The 15,235-nt window shown below is 64.0% G+C and carries 13 protein-coding genes; 7 read left to right on the top strand and 6 right to left on the bottom strand.

The features are described from left to right. Nucleotides 1-13 precede the first annotated feature (13 nt). Both AC0MRV_RS07870 and AC0MRV_RS07865 read right to left on the bottom strand, forming a co-directional pair. Complete coding sequence (locus tag AC0MRV_RS07870; protein ID WP_472763898.1) at nt 14-1,756, bottom strand: ArnT family glycosyltransferase; 1,743 nt, start codon at nt 1,754-1,756, stop codon at nt 14-16. Between the two features lie 36 nt (nt 1,757-1,792). After that, the gene (locus AC0MRV_RS07865) at nt 1,793-3,169 is read right to left on the bottom strand and encodes a sigma-54-dependent transcriptional regulator (protein ID WP_472763897.1); all 1,377 of its coding nucleotides are present in this window, start codon (nt 3,167-3,169) and stop codon (nt 1,793-1,795) included. A gap of 131 nt (nt 3,170-3,300) precedes the next feature. On the opposite strand from AC0MRV_RS07865, the gene AC0MRV_RS07860 reads away from it, so the two are divergent. Beyond that, complete coding sequence (locus tag AC0MRV_RS07860; protein ID WP_472763896.1) at nt 3,301-4,152, top strand: hypothetical protein; 852 nt, start codon at nt 3,301-3,303, stop codon at nt 4,150-4,152. 2 nt (nt 4,153-4,154) lie between these two features. Here AC0MRV_RS07860 and AC0MRV_RS07855 read toward each other — a convergent pair whose 3' ends face one another. The 3 genes from AC0MRV_RS07855 to rnhC form a co-directional block, all read right to left on the bottom strand. Next, nucleotides 4,155-5,324, bottom strand: coding sequence for a two-component system sensor histidine kinase NtrB (locus AC0MRV_RS07855; RefSeq protein WP_472763895.1), 1,170 nt, complete (start codon nt 5,322-5,324; stop codon nt 4,155-4,157). A 118-nt stretch (nt 5,325-5,442) separates the two neighbouring features. After that, nucleotides 5,443-6,198 (bottom strand): ribonuclease HII, encoded by a 756-nt coding sequence (locus AC0MRV_RS07850; protein ID WP_472763894.1) that lies wholly within the window; start codon nt 6,196-6,198, stop codon nt 5,443-5,445. A gap of 16 nt (nt 6,199-6,214) precedes the next feature. Then, nucleotides 6,215-7,231, bottom strand: coding sequence for a ribonuclease HIII (gene rnhC / locus AC0MRV_RS07845; RefSeq protein ID WP_472763893.1), 1,017 nt, complete (start codon nt 7,229-7,231; stop codon nt 6,215-6,217). 85 nt (nt 7,232-7,316) lie between these two features. On the opposite strand from rnhC, the gene AC0MRV_RS07840 reads away from it, so the two are divergent. Next, nucleotides 7,317-8,351, top strand: a complete 1,035-nt coding sequence (locus tag AC0MRV_RS07840) for an A/G-specific adenine glycosylase (protein WP_472763892.1) — start codon at nt 7,317-7,319, stop codon at nt 8,349-8,351. A gap of 17 nt (nt 8,352-8,368) precedes the next feature. Here AC0MRV_RS07840 and AC0MRV_RS07835 read toward each other — a convergent pair whose 3' ends face one another. After that, complete coding sequence (locus tag AC0MRV_RS07835; RefSeq protein ID WP_472763891.1) at nt 8,369-8,848, bottom strand: plastocyanin/azurin family copper-binding protein; 480 nt, start codon at nt 8,846-8,848, stop codon at nt 8,369-8,371. A gap of 205 nt (nt 8,849-9,053) precedes the next feature. On the opposite strand from AC0MRV_RS07835, the gene coxB reads away from it, so the two are divergent. The 5 genes from coxB to AC0MRV_RS07810 all read left to right on the top strand — a co-directional run bounded on the left by coxB (nt 9,054) and on the right by AC0MRV_RS07810 (nt 15,235). Then, nucleotides 9,054-10,358, top strand: coding sequence for a cytochrome c oxidase subunit II (coxB, locus tag AC0MRV_RS07830; RefSeq protein ID WP_472763890.1), 1,305 nt, complete (start codon nt 9,054-9,056; stop codon nt 10,356-10,358). Between the two features lie 22 nt (nt 10,359-10,380). After that, nucleotides 10,381-12,330: a cytochrome c oxidase subunit I gene (gene ctaD, locus AC0MRV_RS07825; RefSeq protein WP_472763889.1), complete on the top strand. Its 1,950-nt coding sequence runs from the start codon at nt 10,381-10,383 to the stop codon at nt 12,328-12,330. Between the two features lie 23 nt (nt 12,331-12,353). After that, complete coding sequence (locus tag AC0MRV_RS07820) at nt 12,354-13,211, top strand: cytochrome c oxidase subunit 3 (RefSeq protein ID WP_472763888.1); 858 nt, start codon at nt 12,354-12,356, stop codon at nt 13,209-13,211. Then, complete coding sequence (locus tag AC0MRV_RS07815) at nt 13,208-13,567, top strand: cytochrome C oxidase subunit IV family protein (RefSeq protein ID WP_472763887.1); 360 nt, start codon at nt 13,208-13,210, stop codon at nt 13,565-13,567. The genes AC0MRV_RS07820 and AC0MRV_RS07815 overlap by 4 nt, the downstream gene beginning before the upstream one ends. 411 nt (nt 13,568-13,978) lie before the next feature. Continuing rightward, on the top strand, nt 13,979-15,235 hold the full coding sequence (locus tag AC0MRV_RS07810; protein WP_472763886.1) for a hypothetical protein: 1,257 nt from the start codon (nt 13,979-13,981) through the stop codon (nt 15,233-15,235).

Genomic DNA, 15,235 nt, shown 5'->3' with positions numbered 1-15,235 from the left:
TTCTAGGTGCAATTCATTTTCCAGTGCTTCCCGCCCACGTCGGATCGACCAGTAACTGGAAGTTGGGCGCCAGTGCCCTCGACTCCTGCAGCGGAAAGCTCGGCGGCAGTTTCCGCGAGATCAACCCGGTGTAGACCTTGCCCCACTCGCCAAAACGGGTGGCGTTGGCCTCGGCATCGAGCAACTGGGCAAAGAAGGGTCGATCCAGGGTCTCCGGCGTGAGCACCAGAGCGACCTGATGCTGATCGACATCCACCTCATAAAAATCCCGCAGGGTATCGGGCTGGGCCCACACGCGGCTGCTCGAATACCAGGCCGCGCCCGCCGGCACATCACACATCCACCCCGCCACCGGACCACCCCGCAGGTGCATTTCCTGCCCCAGCGCCAGGAAAAACGCCGGATAGTAGGGCGGATAACTGAAATGAATCCGGCGCGGCTCCGCCACGTCATGCCACAGCGGCAGACCTTGCAGGCCGAGCAAACCCAGCACCGCCAGGCGCGGCCACGCGCGCAGAAATTCGCTGCTCGCGGCCAGCACGGTGAAGAACCCCACGCCAAACAAAATGATCAATGGTGCCGCCACCACCGTCGCCGCGCGCTCCCCTTCCCCGGAGTTAAACAAACCCTGCGCCACGATCATAAGACCCAGCGTGAGCGCAAAAACGGTGCGCAGCCGGTTGCTGCGGTCGCGGCGGAAGCGATAGATCCAACCCGTCACGAAAAAGGCCGTCAGGATGAGTCCGCCCCCCGACCACAGGTCCTCGCGCAAACTTTCCTGCACTGCCGTCAGCACCTTGTTGCCCATTTTGTTGACGCTGAGCGGGGGTGGCTCGGCGGTGAGCGTGGTGCGCCACGCCGCCGGGTCCGCCGTCGGGTCGCCGGCGCGCAACGCGACATCCTGCGCCGCCAGTCCCACCGGTGAACCCACGACCTGCAGGTTGCGAATCAACCAGGGCGAGGCCACGGCCAACGCCGCCCCCACCGCCATCACCGCGCCCAGTTTGCGCCGGTGCCACAGGGCGTGACCACCAACGACCAGGAGCAGGGTCGCGAGCGGATAATCGGTCAGAAAAAGTAGACCCGTGACCGCGCCGCCGGCGCCCCACCAAACGAGCGGATTCCGCGCCTCGCCCAAGGCGCGTTCCGCCCGGCCCAGACATTGGAACAAACCCAGGAGCAAGACCATCGCCAGCGGCGTGCCATCCACCGCGACGGCGTGCGCCCAGGCGGGCGTCGAAAGCAACAGGGCGATCGCGGCGACGGCGCCGACTTTGCGATCAAACAAACCGCAACCAAGTCGCCAGGTCTGAAACGCGGCGATCCACAGCAGCACGATGTTCAGCGCCAGCAACACGTAGTCGGCCGCAAACCCGTCCGGCGGCGCCGGCGCGTCGGCATAGAGTCCGGCGCGGGTCGCTTCGGGCAGCAGCCCCAACACCGCACCGATCACCATCGCGTATCCCGGTGCCTGATACACCTCCGGCAGCGGTTGGTCGGGCGAGAAGACGTGACCGCGCGCGGTCAGCACGGTGTAGGCCTGCGGATAGTTGACCGAGGTGGTGAAGCCCTTGCCCTCCGCCAGCGACCGACCGAGGTCGGCCTGGCGCATCGTCTCCTCGGTGCGCGGGCCGTGAAACTGTTTGTAGGCCACCGTGAGCGAGAGCGCCACCACACCCAGCAGCAACGCCACCCGTTTGAGCACGGCCGCGCCCCGTCCCTGTTCCAGCCAGTGGATCCACGCTTGGGCGTTCATGCGGTCGGGCGCGCGGCGATCACCGGGCGAGTGGGATCAATCAATGACATCGAGTTCGGGCCACAACGCGATCTTGCGGTGCAAGGTGCGGCGGCTGATGCCCATGAGCTGGGCTGCCTTGGTGCGATTGCCGCGCGCCTTGATGAGGGCTTCGCGCAACAGGCGCTTTTCGTTTTCCTCGACCGACAAGGTGGCCGTCGGCGTGGGGGCGCCGGCCACGGCCGCACCGTCGTCGGACGTCGTGCCGCCGGCCGAGTCCCCGGCCCCGGCGCGGAACTTCGGGTCGATGTCGTATTCGGTGAGTTTGCCGCCGCGGTGCAACACCACGGCGTTCTCACAAAAGTTGCGCAACTCGCGGATGTTGCCCGGCCAGCGGTAGGATGAGAGCGTGGCCAAGGCCCCCGGCTCGACCGACGGCACCGGCAGGCCGTTTTCCTCGGCAAAGTGTCTCAGGTAATGCGCCAGCAGCGCCGGAATGTCCTCCACGCGCTCCCGCAACGGCGGCATGCGAATGCTCACCACGTTGAGGCGGAAGAACAGGTCCTCGCGAAATTTCCCTTCCCGCACCATGTCCTCCAGCCGCCGGTTGGTTGCGGCGACGAGGCGCACGTCCAACTCGATGGGCTTGGAGCCACCCACGCGCTCGATGGTTTTGTTCTCCAGAAAGCGGAGCAGCTTCACCTGAGTCGAGGCAGAGATCTCGCCGATTTCGTCGAGAAACAAGGTGCCGGTATCGGCCGATTCGAATCGGCCCACCCGCCGTTCCATCGCGCCGGTGAAAGCGCCGCGCTCGTGGCCAAAGATTTCACTCTCCAGCAGGTTCTCGGACAAGGCCGCACAGTGCACCGCCACAAACGGCGCGCGGGCGCGCGGACTCGTCTGATGGATGGCTTGGGCGATCAGCTCCTTACCGGTGCCCGACTCGCCTTCGACGAGAATCGTGGCCTTGGAGGGCGCGACCAGTTTCACCCGATCGATCACCTCCTTGAGCTTCGGGGAGTCGCCGACGATGCCCTTGAAGTTGAACTTCTCGTCGAGGCGCTCGTGGAGCTGTTTGACCTCCACTTCGAGCGTGCGGCTTTTAAGCGCGCGGTTGATGAGAATCTCCAGGCGTTCGATGTTCACCGGTTTGGTGAGAAAATCCACCGCGCCGCGGCGCATCGCCTCCACCGCCGTGTCGATCGAACCGTAGGCGGTCATCATCAGCACCGCCGGGCGATTCGGCAAGGTGAGCGCCTTGTCGATCACCTTCAGGCCACTTTTGCCCGGCATGCGCAGGTCGGTCACGATCACGTCGAAGGTTTCCGCTGCCATGAGGTTGAACGCCTCGTCGGCACTGCCCGCGACGGACACGTCGAAATTGTCCTCCAAGGCCTGTTGCAGCCCTTCCCGGGTGTGGCGTTCGTCATCCACGATTAATACCGTCGGCACCATGCGCTTAACTCACGGGCAGGACCCTGCGCCGGTCAAGCCTAGGTGCGACGAAATGTCCCGCCCACGGAACCGCCCCTTTCGCCACCGGTCGCAACCTCAAACCCCTTCCCGTGACCACCCAACGCTCCACTTTTGTCCCCGGTCTTTTGGCCGCGCTCGCCGCCCTGCTCCTCAGCGCTTGCGGCACCCCCTATCGCACCACCAGCGCGGCCGCGCCGCCGCGATCTCCCATCACCTATGCGATCGTGCTTTACCTCGGGGACGGCGAAACTTTGGACGAAGACGATCGGCTCAACGCCCTCGCCCTCGCTCGCGACACGCTGCTGGCCGCCGGCATCATCACGCCGCAGGACCGCATGATCTCCGACGTGGAACGGGCCCAGCAACTCTACCGCGCCCGGGTGGAGAACGGCGTGCTCACTGAGATCGCCGGTGTGCCCAGCGTCTCCAACTCCACCACCGTCGTGCTCTCCCGTCCGCACTACTCCGGCGAACGCCTCTTTTGGGAAACCTCCTATCCCTACGGTTACCCGGGGTCATTTGAGAGCATCCACAGCGGCTTCCCGCTGCCCGGACCCGGTTGGGGTTATCCCGCCTACGGTCGTGGTGGCTACGGCCGGCGCGATCGGGATCGCGACTACCGGGGCGATCACCGCGGTGGCCATCGGGACGACCAACAACGGGATCGTGACCGCGATCGTGGTCCGCGCCCCCCGCGCACCGATGACAGCAACAACGCCGGACGCCGTATGCCCGATCCAAACCGCGACGGCTCCACCTTCGTGCCGCCGCCGCGGCCGGTGTCAGCTCCACCACCGCGGATGTCGCCCGCGCCCGCGCCCGCGCCGACGCCGCCCCCAGCACCTTCGGTCGACCGCAGCGACCCACCGCCGAGCCGCGACAGCAACCCCGATCGCGGCGCACCGGATCGCAGTCGCTATCGCCGCGACAAGATCGACTGAGCCTAGCGCAGCATCCGCACGCGCCGGTCTTTGCGGGGGAACTCGAGCGTCACCACGGTGCCGGTGCCGCTCTTGCTCTCCACGCCCACCTGCCCGCCGTGCTCGCGCATGATGCGCTGCACGATCATGAGGCCCAGGCCGGTGCCGGTCGCCTTGGTCGTGTGATAGGGTTCAAACATGCGCAGGATGTCCTCCTGCTTGATGCCTTTACCGGTGTCACCAATGAGCAAATACACCGAGTCGTCGTCGGCCCGCGCCACCAGATGCAGGCGGCCGCCCGGCTCCATCGCCTCCATAGCGTTCTTGATGACATTGAAGAAGACCTGCTTGACCTGGTTGCGGTCGGCCATGACCAGCGGCACGTCTCCCTCCGACTCCACATCAACCTCGATGCCGCGGTCGGCCAGTTCGTTTTGTTGAAAACGCAGGACTTCATCGAGCACCTCGAGCAGGTGCGTTTCGGTGAGATCGGGCGGTCGCGGCCGGATCGCCTCGAGGAAGTTGTTGATGATGCCATCAAGCCGGCGCACCTCGTCGCGGCACACCGTGATCGAGTCGGTGAGCCCATCGACGTCCTTGGCCGGGGCCTTGAGTTTGCGCAGGCGGCGCTCGATGAGCTGCAGGTGGATATTGAGCGAATTGAGCGGATTGCCCAGCTCGTGGGCGACGCCCGCCGCCAGCAGCAGGATGGAAGAGGTGCGCTCGTTCTCGATGCGTTCCTCGGTGGAAGCTTTCTCCCGGGTCACATCGCTGAGGATGACCGCGTAGCGTCGCGCGTCCTCACGCCCGCCGTCGGAAAACGGCACCATGTAAAGCCGCACGATGCGCGGCTCCGGATAGGTGAGCTCGAACTCCCGCGCAACCGCCGGCAGCGCCCCGCCGTCGAGCGCGGCGCCAAGCGACGGACGCAGCCCCGGCACCAGGCGCCACAGGGTTTGGCCGGACAGTTCATCGGCGTTGAAACCAATGAGCCGGTGCGCCGAATCGTTGGCGTATTCGATCTCCCCGTCCGGCGTGATGACGAGCACGCCCTCCTGCAGCGCGTTGAAGATTTCCTCGAACAGACCGCGCTCGCGGGCGAGGCGCTGCACGAGGTTGGTGAGATTGACCGTATCCAAAGTATCGAGACGGCCGAGCACGCGATCCAGGGAGCTGTGCTTTTTGGGAGGCATGGAAAACAGGTGGGGTGGGAACCACGAATTCACACGAATGGTGAACCGATCCGATCCGCCGCAGCTTCACGCTCTATTTCATTCGTGTCCATTCGTGGTTGAAGAAAAGGCAGTTTGATCAGTGCAGAAAATCGAGCTGACCGGGGTCGATCCGCGAAGCCATGAGCTTGCGCAGGAAGGTGGTGCGATGGAAGCGGCAAGGGCCGTGCTCCAGGATAGCCGTGCGATGTTCCTCGGTGCCATACCCTTTGTGGGCGGCAAAACCGTAGGCCGGAAAGTCGCCGTCGAGCCGCTCCATTTCGCGGTCGCGCGCGACCTTGGCGATGATCGAGGCCATGGCGATGCAGAGCGAACGCGCGTCGCCGTGCACCACGCCTTCGTGCGGATAGGGAAAGTTTTTCAGGCGCAGACCGTCGACCAGGATGCGCGCGGAGGCGCGGGGTTGGAACGAGGCGATCTCCTCGGCCGAAGAGAACAAGTCGGGCTCGCGACGCCGTTCGAAGGCCGAGGGCGGGTAAATCCCCTCCAGCGCGCGGCGCATGGCCAGCTTGGTCGCGCCGAGGATGTTGAGCTGCTCGATCTCGGCGACGTCGGCCATGCCGAAGTGCGCATGAATCTGGCGCTCCGCCATGAGGGCTTCGAAGTCGAGCCACAGCGCGTCGCGGTCGGCGGCGGTGAGCTGTTTGGAGTCGTTGATGCGGCGGGCGTTCTGCGCGACCCAGTTGCTGTCGAGAAACTCGCGCGTCACCAGCACCGCGCCCGCGGCAACCGGTCCGGCGAGAGCGCCCCGCCCCGCCTCGTCGACGCCGATGAGGCTTTCCACATCGGCAATCTGCTTGAGGTCGTAACCTCGGAGCTGGCGGCGTTTGGGCATGAGTCAGGCGGATCGATCAGTCGCGCTCGAAGCGGTCCTTCGGTTCGGGCAGCGGCAATTCGTGGAGCTTGCCGGCCTCTTTGACGACCTCGTAGGCGGTGCGGAAATGCAGTTTGGCAAAGTCGCCCAGCGCTCGGGCGCCGAACTTTTGGATGATCTCGTGCGCCTGCGCCTTCACCAAGGCGCTCGCGCCTTTCTGCAACGGGCCGCCGAAACGGTCGGAGAGTTGCCGCATGATGCGCACGTATTCGGCGCGCGCGATGATCGAAGCGGCGGCGACGACCGGGTCGGACTCAGCCTTGGTGCGCATGTCGAGGGTGAAGCCGGTGACGCCCTTGCGCTTGAGTTCGTTTTGCACGAGCGGGGTCTTGCTGAACTGGTCGAGCAGGCCGCGCGGGACGCGTTGTTTTTGCAGGGCGTTGATCAGCGCAATGCCGTGCTGCCACGCGAGTAACTTGTTCATGTTGGCGCGGGGCCGCGACATGAGCTCGTTGTATTTCGGCATGCCGCAGGTGCAGACCTCGACGGTCACGCCCCGGGTGGCGCGCACGACCTGGTCGAGTTTGAGAATGACGGAGTCGGCGATCTTCTTGGAGTCCTTCACTCCGGCTTTGATCAGCGCGTCGATCGCGGCGCGATCGGCGGCGATGACCGTCGCGGCGACGACCGGGCCGAAGAGATCACCCTTGCCGCTCTCGTCGAGACCGGCGTGCGGCTCAAACCAGTCGGGGTGATGCACCTCATCGTAACCGAGGCGGGGATCGCCGGTGACCTCGGGTTCCAGCGTCATCGACACGAAGTCCTCGGTGCCCTTGCCCGCGATGACGACCTTGCCGCTGGTGTAGGCGGTGACGTTGACCTTGTCGGTCTCGCCCTTGAACGCGAAACGGGTGTAAGCGACCTCAAACGGCGCCCAGCCGCGCGCCGCACAGATGGCGGCAAGCTTGTCCATCTGGGCGGCATCGAGCTTCACCGTATAGGAGGCAAGCTTCTTGGGAGCGTCGGGATCGACGGGTGATTTCTTCTTGGGCATGGAGGGCGGCGCAGCGTGCGCCATGGCTTCACAAAACGAATCTAGGGTGGCGCCGGGAGGTTTTTTTGCACCTGTTGGGATTTTTGTGAGTTCGACCCTGCTGCAACAACCCGCCGCCTTTCAACGTGATCTGTTGACCTGGTATCGCGCGAACCGCCGCCAACTGCCGTGGCGGGAGGAGCCGTCGCTGTATCGCACGGTGGTCAGTGAACTCATGGCGCAGCAGACCCAGATCAAAACCATGCTGCCCTACTTTGCCCGGTGGATGGAGGCGCTGCCGACCTTCGAAGCCTTGGCGGCGGCCGATGAGGCGACGGTGCTCAAACTCTGGGAAGGACTCGGCTACTATTCGCGCGCCCGCAATCTGCACCGCCTCGCGCAGGCCTTCGTGGCGCTACCCGAGCCGCCACGGTCGGTCGAGGGCTGGCGCGCGCTGCCGGGCATCGGTCCCTATACGGCCGCCGCCGTGGCCTCGATCGCGCAAAACCTGCCCGCCGCCTGCGTGGACGGCAATGTCGTCCGCATCCTCGCCCGGCTGACCGCCGACGGCACGCCTTATCGCGACAGCGCCAGCGCGGCCAAAGCTTACGCTCCGCTCGCTGAGGCCGTGCTCAATCACGCCCACCCCGGCGACCACAATCAGGCCATGATGGAGCTCGGCGCGACGGTCTGCCATCGGCGGGCTCCGCTTTGCACGATTTGCCCGGTCCGGTCGCATTGCGCGGCGTGCGCCGCTGGCGCCCCGGAGGATTACCCGCAACTCGCTGCCAAAAAGATCGAAAAAGTCGCGATCACCCGCGCCTGGTGTGAACGCGACGGCGCACTGTTGCTGCATCGCGCCGCCGCCGGATCGCGACGCCTCGCCAACCTGCACGAGCTCCCCGAGGCCGGGACGCTCGGTCTGGCCGCCGAATCCCTCGCACAAGCGAAGGTCCTCGCGGTGAAGAAGCGTGGCATCACGCGCTACGCGATCACCGAGACGATCGTCGCCCTCGAAGCGCCGCCCGACCTCGCCGGGCAAAGTGGCGAGCTGGTCTGGGTGAAATTGGCGGATCTCGAGCAAGTCACCCTGTCGGGCCCGCACCGCAAGTGGATCACAGCGCTCCTCGCGAACCGTTGATTCGCCCCGGTCACGCCCTACGGCGCCGTCACCACCAGGATGCCCCGCATTCCGGCAGCAAAATGGGCCGGGAAGCTGCACAGGTAGACATACTCACCGGCTTCGCTCGGCACCGTGAAGGTGATGGTGTCGCTCTCTCCGGGGCCAAGCAAAGCGGTGTGGGCCACCACCTCCGCCGACCGGGCCGCCGGGATATAATCTGTCGCCGCGGCCGCGACAGCGGCGTTGGCAAACCGCGTGGCATCAGCTGTTTTGTTCAACACAACCAGATTGTGCCCCATCGCCTCTTTCGGCATTTTGCCGACGTTGCGCAGCACGAGGGTCAGGGACTCGCCCGCGGTCGCTTCGATGCGCGTGACGCTAAACGCCATGCTATCGTTGGCCTCGACCACGACCGCACCTTCCACGGCCGCGGTGTCGGCGCCAGATTTGACGCAGCCGACCTGCAACAAGACCGGGAGGAGCAGCGAAAGCGACGACAGCAGCAAACGATTCACAAACCCCAAACCACGTTGCTTCTCCGTAACCGCCAGCGAATTCGCCCCCCCACCCGGCCTATGCAAATCGCTTCACGCCCTGATAAGCAGGTTCATCTTATCCGCTAACAGTCGATATAATGTCTTGAAATGACCCTGCCCATCGGGACGCTTTGCGGCTTCCCGTGCCCTGTCCCCTGGTCTCGGAACGCGTTTTATTGTCCTCATGAGTTCTTCTGCTTTTTCCGGCAAATCCGCCCGGCGTATCTGCGCCGTGTTGCTGGCAACCCTTCTGCCCGTGCTCTTCGGCGGCTGGCTGAACGGTCCTCAGTCCACCTTGGACACCAAGGGCCCGGTCGCTGAAGCCCAGACGCACCTCTTCTATGTCACCTTGTGGGTGACCGGCGTCATTTTCGCCATCGTCGCCGGCGTGCTCGCCTACGCGACGCTCAAGTTCAAGGCCCGCAGCGACGACGACGAGCATGCCGAGCCGCCGCCGCAGGGACACGGCAACCCGTTGGTGGAGATGAGCCTCATCGTCGCCTCGATCCTCGCCCTCGTGGTGATCGCCGTGCCAACGCTCAAGGGCATCTGGTATACCTATGACGTGCCCGAGGAGGAACGGGAGAACGCCTACCACGTCACCGCGACCGGCTATCAGTGGTGGTTCCGTTTCCAGTATGACAATGAGCTCGCGGCTGATCCCTTCGGCGGCGAAGTCCCGCTGGTCACCGCCAACGAGCTGGTGATCCCGGCCGGCCGCCCGGTCCGCATCGAACTCCGCACCGTCGACGTCATTCACTCGTTCTGGGTGCCGAAGCTCGCTGGCAAGGTCGACATGATGCCCAACCGGGGCAACCACATGTGGCTCAAGGCCGATGAGCCCGGTTACTTCTGGGGCCAGTGCGCCGAATACTGTGGCGACTCCCACGCCGTGATGCGTTTCCGCGTGATCGCGCTCGCCGAAGATGAGTTCAACGCTTGGCTCGAGAACCAGAAGCAACTCGCCCGCAGCGTTGAGGTGCCGGAAGGTGCCACCCTGCCGGCCAGCCACGCCGATTACGGCACCTTCGAAGAAAACCAAAAGGGCTGGACCGAAGAATTTGACGCCGATCCGCTCGGCAACTGGCGCAAGCAGCAGGAGATTGTGGCCGACGAAAACGCCGCCCTGATCGACGCCGGGCGCAAAGCTTTCACCGAAAACCGCTGCGCCGGCTGCCACACCGTTCGCGGTCACGAGGGCGCCGGTGTCATCGGTCCGGACCTCACGCGCATTGGCTCCCGCACCACCATCGCCGCCGGCCTGCTCGAGAACAGCGACGAAAACCTCTATCGTTGGATCACCGAGCCGCAGCGCGTGAAGCCCGGTAACTGGATGTATCACACCCGCATCGTGCAACCCGCCGGCATGGTCATCATGCCCGGCTACACCATCTCCGATCCGGACACGGGGGATGTCGCCACCGTCGACATCGAAATCACGCCCGAAGAAGGCCACGCCCTCGTCGCCTACCTCCACAGTTTGAAATAAGTAACGGCACCGCCCACCCGCCATGGACCAATCCCTGACCAAATCTGACTTCATCGGCCACGAGGAGCATGCCCCGGAGGCCAAGCGCTCCTGGTTGTTTGCCCGGCCCGATCACAAGACCGGCATCGTGAGCTGGCTGACGACCGTCGACCACAAGCGCATCGGCTTCCTCTACGGCATCACCGCCCTGTTCTTCTTCCTCGTGGGCGGTGTCGAGGCGCTGATGATCCGCACGCAGCTCATCGTCCCCAACAACACCTTCATCTCGGCCCAGACCTACAACGAGATGTTCACGATGCACGCGACGACGATGATCTTCCTCGCCGTCATGCCGCTCTCGGCCGCGTTCTTCAATTACATCATGCCGCTGCAGATCGGCGCGCGCGACGTGGCCTTCCCCCGCCTCAACGGCTTCGCCTTCTGGGTTTTCCTCGCCGGCGCGATCATCCTCAACGTCGGCTTCTTCACGAAGGCCGGCCTGCCGGATGTCGGTTGGTTCGGCTACGCGCCCATGACGGCCCAGGCCTATTCCAGCGAATTTGCCGGGGACAATTCCACCGACCTCTGGGTCATGGGTCTGCAGGTGCTGGGTGTGTCGTCCGTGATCGGTTCGCTGAACTTCCTCGTCACCATCATCAACATGCGCGCCCCGGGCCTCACCATGATGCGCCTGCCGGTGTTCACCTGGATGACGCTCTTCACCGCCTTCCTCATCATCCTTTCCTTCCCCGCCATCACCATCGCGCTGGTTGAGGTCATGATGGACCGCAACTTCGGCACCAACTTCTTCGAGGTCTCCGGCGGCGGTTTGCCCATCCTGTGGCAGCACTTGTTCTGGGTCTTCGGTCACCCGGAGGTGTATATTCTCATCCTGCCGGCCATGGGCATCATCTCCGAGATCCTGCCCTGCTTCTCCCGCAAGCCCCTCTTCGGCTACCCGATCGTCGTCTTCTCCGGCGCCGTGATCGGTTTCCTCGGCTTCGGCGTGTGGTCCCACCACATGTTCACCACCGGCATGGGCACCGTCGCCACCGCCGCCTTCTCCATGGCCACCATGACCATCGCGGTGCCCACCGGCGTAAAGATCTTCAACTGGATCGGCACGCTCTGGAAGGGCCACCTCATGATGCGCACGCCCATGATGTTCGCGCTTGGTTTCGTGTGGATGTTCATGACCGGCGGTATGTCGGGCATCATGCACTCCGCCGCCCCAGCCGATGCCCAGCAGCAGGACTCCTACTTCATCGTCGCCCACTTCCACTACGTGCTCATCGGCGGCTCCATCTTCGCGCTGCTCGCCGGCATTCACTACTGGTTCCCCCTCATGTTCGGTCGCAAGGTCTCCGAGACCGCCGGCAAGGTGTCCTTCTGGATCATCTTCGTGGGCTTCAATGTGACCTTCTTCCCGATGCACTTCCTCGGGCTGAACGGTATGCCGCGCCGCACCTTCACCTATGACGGCAACATGGGTTGGGACTCGGCCAACTTCATTGCCACGATCGGCTCCTACGTTCTCGGCGTCGGCATCGCCTACTACTTCTTCGTGATGATCTACACCTACTTCAAGGGTGAGAAGGTCGGTCGCGATCCGTGGGACGGCCGCACCCTCGAGTGGTCGATCCCGAACCCGCCGCCCGCGCACAACTTCGACGTCACGCCGACCGTGCACGCCCGTGATGCCTTCTGGTATGAGAAGCACCACAAGGCCGAGATCGCCGCCGAGAAGGCCAAACAGGCCGCGGCCGATGAAGCCCACGGTGGCATCCACATGCCGAGCAACTCGTGGTTCCCCATCATCACCGCCACCGGCATGCTGATCGGTTCCCTGCTCTTCGCCTTCCACCATATTGCCGGCGCCATTGTCGGCCTCGCGATCACCTTCTTCGGCGCCTGGATGTGGGCGGTCGAAGGTCCGGGTGGCTACCACCTCCACCCGACGAAGTCCGACGACAAGTCCGACGCCGCGCACTGAGTTCAACCTTTTCCAACCCAGTCATGAGTTCCCACGCCGCCACCGCCGGCCACATCGACCACCACCACGACGCGACCACCACGACGGGCATTCCGAACAAGAAGCTCTTCATGTGGGCCTTCCTCGCGTCGGACTGCATGTTCTTCGGTTCGCTCATCGCGACCCACCTCATCTACCGCTTGCACCCGCCGACGGGTTCGCCGGATCCGCGCGACATCTTCTCGATCGAGCTCACCTCGGGTTCGACCTTCATCCTGCTGATGTCCTCGCTGCTCATGGCGCTCGCCGTGAACGCGATCCAGAAGGGCAACGTCGTCACCACCCGCAAGATGCTGCTGGGCACGATCGTCTTCGGTCTGATGTTCCTCGGCGGCCAGGTGTATGAGTTCAACCACTTCGTGCATGTCGGTGGGCTCACGCTCTCCAACAGCGTGTTCGGCTCGACCTTCTACACCCTCACCGGCACGCACGGCACCCACGTGGCGATCGGCGTGCTCTGGTTGGTGCTGATGTATATCCGCACCTTCAAACCCGCCGATGAGTCGAAGGGCCAGGGTTGGATCCTGAAGGGCGCCATCCACTTCGCCGCCTGGGTCGGCACGGTCGTCGTGGGGATGTATACCATCCTCGCCCTCACCCACGCCTTCGAAGAAGGCCACGGTTTCGCCTACTACTTCAGCCACCACTTCCTTTCCTTTGGTGGCACGATCGTCCTCCTGGGCGTGCTCGTCGCGTTTGCCCGTTCGCCGGGCAAAGTGGATTTCGGCGAAGCCAACGCCATCGACGTCGAATCGATGGGCCTTTACTGGCACTTCGTTGACATCGTTTGGATCGTGATCTTCCCGGTCGTTTACCTCCTCGAATACATCGTCCTGCCATGAGCGCTACCGCCGACGCCACCACGCTTTCCGCCCCCGACAGCCACTCGCACGAGGGCAAGTTCCACATCTTCGTCCAGTTGGCGATGGTCCTCGCGATCATCACCGGCATGGAGCTCCTGGTCATCTACATTCCCATGATGACCTGGCTGATCATCACGATCCTCATGGTGCTTTCCGCCGTGAAGTTCATCGCGGTTATCTTCATCTTCATGCACCTGAAGTGGGACAAGGCCTTCTGCACCATCCTCTTCTTCATCGGTCTGATCCTGGGCGGCGGCACCCTCTGGGCGCTGTTGCTCCTCCACGGTGCGGACGCCTCCGCTCCGGTAGGCCCTGCCTACGAAGAGCTGGGCTGAGTTCCGCTTTCGTTTTTCGTTCTAAAAGACCGGCTCAGGCCGGTCTTTTTTTTTGGGGGGGGCCATCAACTGGCGGGTAAACCTCGGCGACCTGTCGTGATTGGCAGCATGCTCGCGTCCCACCTCCTCGCGGTCCTCGTTGTCTCCGGCGCCTGGTGGACCTTGGTTTTGCACTTATCAGGCTGGCTAAGCAGACTTGTCGACCTCCCAACGATCCTCCGGTTCTCCGTCGCATGGGGTGGCGTAGCCGCGACAGGGCTCGCTTGTCTCCCACTCTGGTTCATCCATCCAGCGGTCGGAGCAAGTGTGGGCCTGACCTTTTGGGTGGCGATCGCATGGTTCACTTGGCGCCGACGAAAAATCCTTCTTCAGCAGTGGCGACAGGATCGGGAAACATCCTGGTGTGGCCTGATGCTGATCGGCATCGGACTGGTTTACATTGGATACCTCCACGCCGGCGCCCCGGCCCCGACGATCGATAAACTCGCAGCCAACCGCTTTGTGCAGGGCTTGCCGATCGATAACGAGCTACCTCGGCTGTGGGCCGAAAAACTGATCCGCGGAGATCGTGGCAGCAACCTGCACGCCGAATGGCAGACCAGCGACCGACCACCTTTGGCGACAGGCGTGGTGTTGTTGTTTTGTCCGTTTTTTCCGCGTTCCGTCGATGGTTTCCGGTTCGGCTCCCACGCAACCGGGATGCTGCTGCAACTGTGGTGGGGGCCGGCCATTTGGGCTCTGCTGCGCTGGCGAGGTTGCGAGCCGGGACCGACTGCGGCGGTGGTTGCTGCGCTGGCGATCACCGCCACTCCGTTGATCCACACGCTCTACGTCTGGCCCAAGCTCGGCGCTGCCAGCGCCGTCATCACCGCCGGTGTCCTTTATTTCTCCGAGCCAACTCGGCCGATGGCGCGTTGCCTCCTCGCGGCCGCCTGTAGCGGACTCGCGTGGCTGGCCCATGGCACCAGCGCTTTCGCGTTGCTCACGCTGGGGATCCTCGCCGTGCGCCCCCCGCTGCCGTCGCGGGCGGCACTGCTGGGGGCCATCGCCATATTAGGGCTATTTGTGCTGCCATGGTGGGGCTACCAACAAGGCTACGCGCCGCCAGGCAATCGTTTGCTCAAGTGGCATCTTGCCGGCGTGATCGACATCGATTCCCGCGACAGCTGGCCGACGGTGCGCGAGGCCTACGCCAAACTGAGCCCGACCGAGATCCTCCACCACAAAACGGCGAATCTGCGCTACCCGTTGGTCTACGGCCTTTCCAGTTGGCTGCGTTGGCCTTCGTCCGACCAGATCGCCACACGTTACCAATCCTTCTATTTTCTCTTCGCCGCCTTGGGTCCGTGGAATCTCATGTGGCCGCTTCTCCTGTTCGACCTAGGACAACGTTGGTTCAGACGCGCGGTGGAACAAGCGCCAACCGCCAAGCTACCTTCGTGGGGGCCGGTGTTGGGCGCAGTGGCGATCAACTTTGCGCTCTGGGCCAGCCTTCTTTTCGGCCCGGCAACAACTTCGGTATCCAATGGCAGTCTGGCCGTCCCTTTGGTCCTGCAGGCGGTTCTCATCTCCACGGCGTGGCGCACCCACCCGGGGGTGTTCATCAGCCTTCTTCTCTGGCAAGTCCTGATCTTCTTACTTGTGTGGATGCCACCCGCACCGATCTGA

Source organism: Actomonas spartinae (genome assembly GCF_051209155.1).
GTDB lineage: Bacteria > Verrucomicrobiota > Verrucomicrobiia > Opitutales > Opitutaceae > Actomonas.
Note: the sequence above shows the minus strand (reverse complement) of the source record. Positions and strands in the feature narration are given on the sequence as shown.

What these genes read in the sequence shown, in the direction of transcription:
- AC0MRV_RS07870 (WP_472763898.1), bottom strand. Translation starts at nt 1,756, where the DNA reads ATGAACGCCCAAGCGTGGATCCACTGGCTGGAACAGGGACGGGGCGCG.
- AC0MRV_RS07855 (WP_472763895.1), bottom strand. Translation starts at nt 5,324, where the DNA reads ATGCCTCCCAAAAAGCACAGCTCCCTGGATCGCGTGCTCGGCCGTCTC.
- AC0MRV_RS07850 (WP_472763894.1), bottom strand. Translation starts at nt 6,198, where the DNA reads ATGCCCAAACGCCGCCAGCTCCGAGGTTACGACCTCAAGCAGATTGCC.
- rnhC (WP_472763893.1), bottom strand. Translation starts at nt 7,231, where the DNA reads ATGCCCAAGAAGAAATCACCCGTCGATCCCGACGCTCCCAAGAAGCTT.
- coxB (WP_472763890.1), top strand. Translation starts at nt 9,054, where the DNA reads ATGAGTTCTTCTGCTTTTTCCGGCAAATCCGCCCGGCGTATCTGCGCC.
- ctaD (WP_472763889.1), top strand. Translation starts at nt 10,381, where the DNA reads ATGGACCAATCCCTGACCAAATCTGACTTCATCGGCCACGAGGAGCAT.
- AC0MRV_RS07820 (WP_472763888.1), top strand. Translation starts at nt 12,354, where the DNA reads ATGAGTTCCCACGCCGCCACCGCCGGCCACATCGACCACCACCACGAC.
- AC0MRV_RS07815 (WP_472763887.1), top strand. Translation starts at nt 13,208, where the DNA reads ATGAGCGCTACCGCCGACGCCACCACGCTTTCCGCCCCCGACAGCCAC.
- AC0MRV_RS07810 (WP_472763886.1), top strand. Translation starts at nt 13,979, where the DNA reads ATGCTGATCGGCATCGGACTGGTTTACATTGGATACCTCCACGCCGGC.